We start from the raw sequence: 394 nt of genomic DNA, 5'->3' as shown, positions 1-394 counted from the left end.
ATCCCCCCCCCGCCACCCCCGCCATCACCACGAGGTTCTCTTCGTCGGCAGCGTCAGATGTGTATAAGAGACAGGGGCACCGCCGCCGTGCTGCACCGGAACGCCGGCTGGGTGCGGCCGGCGCGGCTGGTCGCGGCCTGGCTGGCGACGCCGGGCGTGAGCTTCGCCGGCGGCCAGCCGGTCGCGCGCATCGTGCCGCATGGCCAGCGCTGGCGGCTGCTCGATGCCGCGGGGCGGCTGCTGGCCGAGGCCGACCGGGTGGTGGCTGTCTCTTATACACATCTGACGCTGCCGACGAAGAGAACCTAGTGTAGATCGCGGTGGTGGCCGGATCAGTAAAAAGGGGGGGGGGGGGGGGGGGGGGGGGGGGGGGGGGGGGGGGGGGGGGGGGGGG

General features: G+C 74.1%; 1 protein-coding gene. It reads right to left on the bottom strand.

Annotated features, from left to right (window positions below; genetic code table 11):
• Positions 1-24 precede the first annotated feature (24 nt).
• Positions 25-394, bottom strand: a 370-nt coding sequence (locus JHD63_RS23015) for a hypothetical protein (protein WP_370590625.1), incomplete at its 5' end; no start/stop codon positions are given.

Origin of the sequence: Xylophilus sp. ASV27 (assembly GCF_016428875.1) — a bacterium.
Taxonomy (GTDB): domain Bacteria; phylum Pseudomonadota; class Gammaproteobacteria; order Burkholderiales; family Burkholderiaceae_C; genus Xylophilus.
This window is presented reverse-complemented; position numbering and strand designations above follow the sequence as displayed.